Source organism: Roseobacter sp. (genome assembly GCF_045106495.1).
Taxonomy (GTDB): Bacteria; Pseudomonadota; Alphaproteobacteria; order Rhodobacterales; family Rhodobacteraceae; genus Roseobacter.
The window spans coordinates 38,467-46,671 of sequence record NZ_JBGCEQ010000004.1 but is presented as its reverse complement, the minus strand read 5'-3'; the positions used below and the strand labels follow the sequence as shown (position 1 = coordinate 46,671).

At 54.0% G+C, this 8,205-nt stretch carries 7 protein-coding genes; 3 read left to right on the top strand and 4 right to left on the bottom strand.

Annotated elements, in window-relative coordinates:
• Positions 1-161: 161 nt before the first annotated feature.
• The 3 genes from AB8B75_RS04750 (at position 162) to AB8B75_RS04740 (ending at position 3,134) form a co-directional block, all read left to right on the top strand.
• Positions 162-884: a CoA transferase subunit A gene (locus tag AB8B75_RS04750; protein WP_405360244.1), complete on the top strand. Its 723-nt coding sequence runs from the start codon at positions 162-164 to the stop codon at positions 882-884.
• On the top strand, positions 885-1,505 hold the full coding sequence (locus AB8B75_RS04745; protein WP_405360243.1) for a CoA transferase subunit B: 621 nt from the start codon (positions 885-887) through the stop codon (positions 1,503-1,505).
• A gap of 525 nt (positions 1,506-2,030) precedes the next feature.
• Complete coding sequence (locus tag AB8B75_RS04740; protein WP_405360242.1) at positions 2,031-3,134, top strand: alcohol dehydrogenase family protein; 1,104 nt, start codon at positions 2,031-2,033, stop codon at positions 3,132-3,134.
• Positions 3,135-3,344: 210 nt separating this feature from the next.
• Here the strand turns inward: AB8B75_RS04740 and AB8B75_RS04735 are convergent, their stop codons facing one another.
• The 4 genes from AB8B75_RS04735 to AB8B75_RS04720 form a co-directional block, all read right to left on the bottom strand.
• Entirely contained in the window at positions 3,345-4,715 is a 1,371-nt protein-coding gene (locus tag AB8B75_RS04735) for an aspartate aminotransferase family protein (RefSeq protein WP_405360241.1), read from the bottom strand.
• 22 nt (positions 4,716-4,737) lie between these two features.
• The gene (doeB, locus tag AB8B75_RS04730) at positions 4,738-5,733 is read right to left on the bottom strand and encodes a N(2)-acetyl-L-2,4-diaminobutanoate deacetylase DoeB (protein WP_405360240.1); all 996 of its coding nucleotides are present in this window, start codon (positions 5,731-5,733) and stop codon (positions 4,738-4,740) included.
• Positions 5,734-5,736: 3 nt separating this feature from the next.
• The gene (doeA, locus tag AB8B75_RS04725; protein WP_405360238.1) at positions 5,737-6,912 is read right to left on the bottom strand and encodes an ectoine hydrolase DoeA; all 1,176 of its coding nucleotides are present in this window, start codon (positions 6,910-6,912) and stop codon (positions 5,737-5,739) included.
• A gap of 89 nt (positions 6,913-7,001) precedes the next feature.
• Positions 7,002-8,108, bottom strand: a complete 1,107-nt coding sequence (locus AB8B75_RS04720; protein ID WP_405360236.1) for a BamA/TamA family outer membrane protein — start codon at positions 8,106-8,108, stop codon at positions 7,002-7,004.
• Positions 8,109-8,205: the final 97 nt, after the last annotated feature.

Here is an 8,205-nt window from a genome sequence, read left to right as displayed (position 1 = left end):
TTCCAATGACTCAAAGGACCGGGCGAAAAGAGCATTCTTCTATTAAAGTGGTTGCAACATCGGGCCACCGAGAAGATTGTCCCAAGAAAGATTCGAGCGCGGATTTGTGCGCTGATCTCCCTCGGTAGGACGCGTCGCGCGTCAGAAGAAAAGGAAACGCAATGAAAAAAGTGTTTGGCTCGGCGTCGGAAGCGCTGGATGGCGTGTTGCACGACGGCATGTTGATCGCCGCGGGCGGTTTTGGCTTATGCGGCATTCCGGAACTCTTGCTGCAAGCGATTAAGGAGGCTGGCACGCGCGATTTGACATTTGCTTCCAACAACGCCGGCGTAGATGACTTTGGCATTGGCATCCTGTTGCAAAGCAAACAGGTGCGCAAAATGATCTCTTCTTACGTGGGTGAGAACGCAGAATTCATGCGCCAGTATTTGAGCGGCGAATTGGAGTTGGAGTTTAATCCTCAAGGCACACTGGCGGAGCGCATGCGGGCAGGTGGCTGTGGTATCCCGGGATTTTATACCAAAACCGGTGTTGGCACAGTGATTTCCGAGGGAAAAGAGCACAAGGATTTCCCAACGGGTCCAGACGGTGCTGAAGAAACCTATATACTGGAGCGCGGGATCGTCGCTGATTTGTCGATCGTTAAGGCGTGGAAAGCCGATGAGACGGGTAATCTGGTTTTTCGCAAAACAGCCCGTAACTTCAACCCACCCGCAGCGATGTGTGGGCGCATCTGCGTCGCGGAGGTAGAAGAAATCGTACCACTGGGCAGTCTTGATCCGGATAAAATCCATCTGCCAGGCATCTATGTGCACCGACTGATTCAAGGAACTCACGAAAAACGAATTGAACAACGGACTGTCCGTCAGAAGGAGGGCGCATAAATGTGGGACCGGAATCAGATGGCGGCACGCGCCGCACAAGAACTCGATGATGGCATGTATGTGAACCTTGGTATCGGCATCCCAACGCTTGTCGCCAACTATGTAGGTGACAAGGATATCACGCTTCAATCGGAAAACGGGATGCTGGGCATGGGGCCTTTCCCGTTTGAGGGAGAAGAGGACCCGGATCTGATCAATGCGGGAAAACAAACAATTACGGAGCTGCGCCGCACGTCTTATTTTGACAGCGCCCAAAGCTTTGGCATGATCCGCGGCGGTAAGATCGCAGCAGCCATTTTGGGCGCTATGGAAGTGGCTGAAAACGGTGATCTTGCAAACTGGATGATCCCCGGAAAGCTGGTCAAAGGCATGGGCGGTGCTATGGATCTTGTCGCAGGTGTCGGTCGTGTGATTGTGGTCATGGATCACACTAACAAGCACGGTGACAGCAAGGTTCTGAAGGCATGCACGCTGCCGCTGACGGGAAAAAGTGTCGTGGATCGGATCATCACAAACCTTGGCGTATTGGATGTGGTCGACGGTGGACTCTCGATCGTAGAGACAGCGGATGGTGTCTCGGAAGAACAACTTCGCGCTTCTACCGAAGCCACTATCGTTTAGTATTTTAGAAAACTGACACCACGGTTCGCATGTGCAGTTGGAATGCAGAGTGTGGTGTGAAAAGGCGCTCAAGAGCTGGAGGAAACGTCTAATTTGCGTGTTGGCAGCTGTTTGGAGCCGACGGAAATTGTTTTTTTAGGCGCCTACTCTGGTGATCGTGCAAACTGAATTGGACTACTTACACTTTAATTTTTGCGGAGAGATCGCCGGAAACAATTGCAGCTTTTGAAAGAGCCGCTTCTACCGCCCAAACACAGGGTACTCTTTGCTGCATACCAGTAGTCCTGTGCTACTCTTCGCCTCCTCAGATGGGTAGGTCGACAAAAAGCGGTCTTTGATGCGCTGGGCAGGCGAAGAGTGCGCAACCATACTACGGCTTGCTTTTTGCAATGAGGACGTAGCACATCTTGGCGTGTAATTGGAGCAACGTCGAGCCAAACGTTGGACACTATTTTCTTGCCGGGACCACACATCCCTCGGTTTGTTAGTCTCTAAATTCAGAATAACGTTCTTGGAGCCAATGATATGAACCTTCCCAAAAAAATGCGTGCCTATGTGCTTACAGGGCATGGGGGTCTGGAAGTTCTCGAATACCACACAGATTGGCCAGTGCCTGTACCAGGACCCCTTGAGGTTTTGGTCAAAGTCGGGGCCTGCGGCATGAACAATACGGATATCAACACGCGCTCTGGCTGGTACTCAAAGGCTGTAGCCGAAGCGACCACTGGCGACGCTCATTCGAAAGTAGCGGAAGAACAGAAAGATCCATCATGGGGCGGGAAGGCTATCTCCTTTCCACGCATCCAAGGGGCAGATGCTGTAGGACTTGTCGTCGACGTCGGGGGCCATGTGGATGCAAAACTGGTAGGCCAGCGGGTCATGATTGATTGCTGGTTGCGCGATTGGGACGATCCTTTGAACAAGGCGAAAACCGGTTATTTCGGGTCAGAGTGTGATGGCGGATTTGCCGACTACACGGTTGTCGATCATCGCAACGTTTGCCCTGTCAACAGTCCGCTGAGCGATGCAGAGCTAGCTACATTCTCCTGTTCCTATTCCACTGCCGAAGGCATGCTCTCGCGCGCTCAGGTGACCGAAGGCGACACGGTTTTGATTACAGGTGCTTCTGGCGGAGTCGGTTCAGCATTGATTCAGTTGTCCCATCGGCGTGGGGCAAGGACGGTCTGCTTGGCGAGCGAGGCAAAGCATGCAGACATCGCAGCGCTCAAACCAGCCGCCGTCTTGCCGCGTACTCCAAAGGATCTGTGCGGATCGTTACGCCAAGCGATTGGTCAGGATACAGTCAGCGTCGTCGCGGATATTGTAGGAGGCGACTATTTTGGGACGGTCATTGACGTGTTGGAACGGGGCGGGCGTTACACCTGCTCGGGAGCAATAGCAGGGCCATTGGTGGAACTGGACTTGCGGACCTTTTACCTGCGTGACCTGACTTTTACAGGTTCAACAGTTCTGCCGCCGCATGTGTTTGTAGACCTGGTCGGGTATATTGAATCCGGGGACGTCAGGCCTCTTTTGGCAGCCAGCTATCCTCTCGAGGAACTGCCTGAGGCGCAGAAAGCTTTTGTTGCGAAAAAACACACTGGCAACATAGCGATTGTTCTCTCATAGACCTAAGGTGAGACACGGCAAGATACGAGCAAAACTTTGCACGCGTTTTGTCAACAGAACCATCTGCTGCAGTTCAGATTTTGGCGATATATGGTTTGAATATCTCATATGCCGAATGCATGGCCTATCGCTTCGCTAGCCACACAATGCGACTGCGTTCCCGCGAATAGGCATGAGCGCACAAATCGGCGGCTCTCCGGGATTGTCTAATCAGCCTAAAACAGTGCGAATTGCATTTTGCGTGGCTTTGACAACCACGTCCGCTTCGTCTTCGGAAAGGCAGAAAGGCGGTGCGAAGCCGACTATGTCCGCCTGTGGCATTGCGCGTGCGATCACGCCGTTACTTTGCATTTCAGCAACGATCAAAGCGTTGACTTTGCGTGATGAATCAAAAAGTAAGTGTTTCTCGCGATCTTCAACTAATTCTACCGCGCAAAGCAGGCCTGATCCGCGGATGTCGCCGACGTTCGGGTGTGTACCGAGCGCGTCCCGCATCGCATCCAAAAGATATGCGCCGACGTTTTTGGCATTTGCCACGAGCCCCAACGCGTCAATCAGTTTCAGGTTTGCAACGCCTGCCGCCGCGCCGATCGGGTGGGCCGAGTAGGTCCATCCGTGCCCGATGGGCCCGTATTCATCAGTTCCTTTTTCTAGAACCTTCCACATTTTGTCTGACACAATGGAACCTGACAGCGGCGCGTAGGCGGAGGTGAGGCCTTTTGCGATGGTCATTAGGTCTGGCTGCAATCCGTAGTGGTCGGAAGCAAACATCGTGCCAAGGCGGCCAAAACCAGTTATGACTTCGTCGACGATCAGCAGGATATCGTGTTTGCGCAGTACTGTCTGGATCGCATCCCAATACCCTGCGGGTGGCGGCACAATGCCACCTGTTCCCAGCACAGGCTCACCGATGAAAGCGGCGATCGTGTCAGCACCCTCTCGTTCAATCAACGCTTCCAACTCGGCCGCACAATGGGCCGTGAAAGCCGCCTCGCTCATGGTGCGATCCGCGCGCCGGAAGTAATAGGGTGCTTCGGTATGAATGACTTGGTTCAGTGGTAAATCGAACTTTTTGTGAAACAAATCCAAGCCCGTCAGAGAACCGGTCATCAAGCCAGATCCATGGTACCCACGCCAACGCGAAATGATTTTCTTCTTTTCTGGTCGGTTCAGGATGTTGTTGTAATACCAGACCAATTTGATATTGGTCTCGTTCGCATCCGAGCCTGAAAGTCCGAAATACACTTTAGACATATGCGAAGGCGCGCGGTCCAATACCATCTTTGCCAAGGTGATTGAGGCCTCGGTCCCATGTCCTGCATAGGCGTGATAGTAAGCCAATTCGCGCGCTTGATCCGCAATCGCATCGGTAATTTCCGACTGTCCATACCCGGCATTGACGCAATAAAGGCCTGCAAAAGCATCGAGCAATCGTTTGCCATCGCGGTCTTCTATATAGACGCCGGACCCGCCGGTGATGATGCGCGAAGGAGTTTCGCCACGGGCGTGTTGGGCCAGATGCGTTGAAGCGTGGAAAAAGTTTTCGCGGTCCCACTCTGCAAGTTGGTCGTTTCTGAGCATCGTATTTCCTTTGAAAGCGTGTCTAAGGCGCGTGTTCGACTGATATCACCGTAAGGCAATCACCGGCCTGAACAAGCCCTGGATAATGGCGCGCTGTGACAATACCGTCTGTTTGAGCCTTTACCACTTTCGCTGCGCGTTCCGGGTGATGAATGTCCCAAATGCGCGCCAACAGGTCCTCGGTCTGCACGCGATCCCCAAGATTTACCGCAAAGTCGATCAGCCCGGCTTCATCAGCGAAATGAAAACAACTGGTATCGGGTTGTGACAAGTATCTGGTCGGGCTCAGGTCAAGTGTTCCGGCTAGAATGCCCGCATGGATCAAAAGGTTTCTCGCGCCTTTCCGTGCAATTCTAACCGTTTCCGGGGTGGTGGTTCCACCTCCGCCCAACTCTGTTGTAACAAAGGTTTTTCCCATGGTTTCAGCGGCATCATCATACATCCCCAAAGCGTCAATTTCGCGCATTTCAACGCTGAACGGAGCATTGAAAGCGTTCCGGGCGGCGCGGCACCGCGCTTCGTGATCTTTGTCATCCAGTACATGAGAGGCTGCGAAAGGCAGGAAATCCAGTGTTTTACCACCAGAGTGAAAATCCAGAACGATATCGGCCATTGGTAACAGCGTCCGCTGGAAATAATCCGCTATTTTTTGCGTCGGCGTGCCATCGGGGCGCCCGGGAAACACCCTGTTCATATTGCCCTGATCAAGCGGCGATACCCGCGTTCCGGCAGCAAAGGCTGGTTGGTTCATGAAGGGCAACAGGATCACGCGCCCGGTGATCTTCGCCCGATCGATCTCTTGCGCAAGCGAGACCAGTGCCAACGGCCCCTCGTATTCATCGCCATGGTTTGCGCCGGTGAAGAGCGCGCAAGGACCATGGCCATTTTTTATCACACAGATAGGGATCATGATCGAACCCCAGGCGCTGTCGTTCCGGCTATGAGGCAGGCGTAGATGCCCGTGCTGCACGCCGTCCTTGTCGAAATCGACAGTGGCAAAGATCGGATTGTCACGCATGGATCAGTCTTTCACGAATAGGGCGCGCGGCGTGTTGCACAAACATTCAACACCGGTCTCGGTGATCAGGATCGGTTCGGTGATTTCCAGACCGCCATCATCCAGCCAGAGCGCGGGCATGAAATGAAAGGTCATACCGGAGCGTAAAACGGTCTTGTCACCGGCGCGAAAAGACATGGTCCGCTCCCCCCAGTCGGGTGGATAAGAGAGGCCGATCGCATAGCCACATCGGCTGTCCTTTTCGAAGCCCAGCCTGTTGAGTGTCGCATTGAAGGCATGGGCAATATCCTCGCACAGGTTGCCAGGGCGCGCCTGTTCCAGCCCGGCCTCCATGGCATCCAACACAGCTCTTTCCGCATCCAGGTATTTGTTCGGGGGCTTTCCCAAGAACAACGTGCGCGATTGAGGGCACTGGTATCTGCGATGTGCGCCTGCGATCTCAAAAAACGTGCTTTCGCCTGTGCGCAAGGGTTGGTCGTCCCAGGTCAGGTGAGGGGCTGTCGCATCCATCCCTGAAGGCGCCATGGGCACAATCGCCGGGTAATCGCCCCAATGGCCATCTGCACCTGCGACAGAGGCGTGATAGATGTCGGCAATCAACTGGTTTTTCGGCAGGCCGGGTTCCGCACGGTTCAAGATCACGTCGTGCATCCGCTCCACAATGCGCGCTGCACGCCGCATATAGGTGATCTCTGTGGAGGATTTGATGGCGCGTTGCCAATTGACCAATGCGGTGGCGTCCTGAAACGTCACATCCGGTGCGCCGTTTTGCAGTGCCATGTAAGCGGCAGCCGTGAAGTAGTAGTTGTCCAGTTCCAGGCCCACGTGGGCTTGCCCCAAACCGCGTTCTGCCAGCAGCTTGGACAAATCCTCCATCGGGTGTTTATCCGGGTTCTGAACATAGCTGTCATCGTAGCCAAGGATGTCGTCCTGCCCCATGTACGTCGTGCGCTGCGCCCCTACCGTATCCATCGCGCGGCCCCACCACACCGGGTCGCCCATCTGCGTGAGCAAAACACCTTGATGCACGTAGAAAGACCACCCGTCGTAACCGGTCAACCAGGCCATATTCGAAGGGTCGGTGACAAAGAGAGCGTCCAAACCCCGTTCTGCCATTGATGCCCGGACTTTTGTCAGGCGGGTTGCGTATTCTGCACGTTCAAAAGGCAGCTCGGGCATCTGAATACTCCTTCCGTGGAACTACGGGTTTTCGCACTCGGTCATCCGGCGAGGTTTTCGCGAGTACTGCTTTTCATCCGGAAAACAGATCAGAAGTTTTGGCCGACGAAAATATACAGAAAATCCTCATCCAGATCGTTGTGCGATACGTCGATGGAAAAATCGACAGGAAATTTTTGGGAGACCCGGTACCTGAGGCCAAATCCGACGGCGGCCTGTGTGCCCGCCTCGTCGAGAGACCCAAAGCTGTCGCTTGTCCATCCCATACCGCCGAAGGCGACAACCCCCAATCGTTTCCCAAGCCTTTGGCGCAGTTCTACTTGGGCGGAAATCAGTCTCGTGTCCAGAAACTGCGTGGGTGAAAACCCTCGAAACCCGTCAGTAAAGCCTATGGAGCACTGCTCAAAGAAGGGCGTATTGGAATCTGCTGCGCAGGTTGAAAATCGCGTCGCGAAAACACTGCTATCCGAGAATGAATGGTACGTGTCGAACAGCGCCTTGCCATAGGCGTAGTTCCGGGAAGGACCGCTCAGGGTCTGTCCATGATTGGCATCCACGCTAAGGCGAAATCCCTTTGTGGGATAGTCTGAGTTATCACGGGTATCCCACTCCAAGACGGCGCCGAGACTGAAAAGTTCAAGCCCAAGGTCAGGCAGGACTTCAGGGGGAAGAAGGCTGCCGCCTACGTCCAGACCGATCGTCGTGTCGAGATACCGCATTGTGCCGCCCAGTGAGACATCATGTGTGAGCCCATAGGAAAGCCCAAATTGAGCAAGGTTACCTTCTTGCCTGAGAGGGATATTCTGGGTGCCGGTGATAAAATCATATCGCACATCGGCTTTGGCAAGCGTGGTATCAAAGGTCCACCGGTTTTCCGGCAAGGCGAGATTCAACATCAGACCATGTGCCTGGCTTCCATTGGAAGATTGCATCGCGCCAATACCAATCACGGAAGTATCCGCGCTTGGGTCAGTTTTGAACAAATAGCCGGCGCCCAAGGCAAGGCCGCTTCCAATGGCCGGATTTGAAAAAGGGATGGGCGCAACAATGAAGGATCCGTTGCGAAAGCCATAGTCGGTTTCTTGCTGAACGCGTTCCAGATCTTTCAGGCGTTTTGCTGAAATCTCCGAATCCGCAAACGCGGCTGATACGCATGTCATGGCCATGACCAAAGCAACGGCCGGTGTCAGGGGCATTGCCATTCCAGAGAGGCTCACAGATCGGCACAGGTTTCTATTGTCGGCAGGCTCTATGGGCAAGACAAGGCGCTTTCCAAGCAATTGAGGTTCTTGA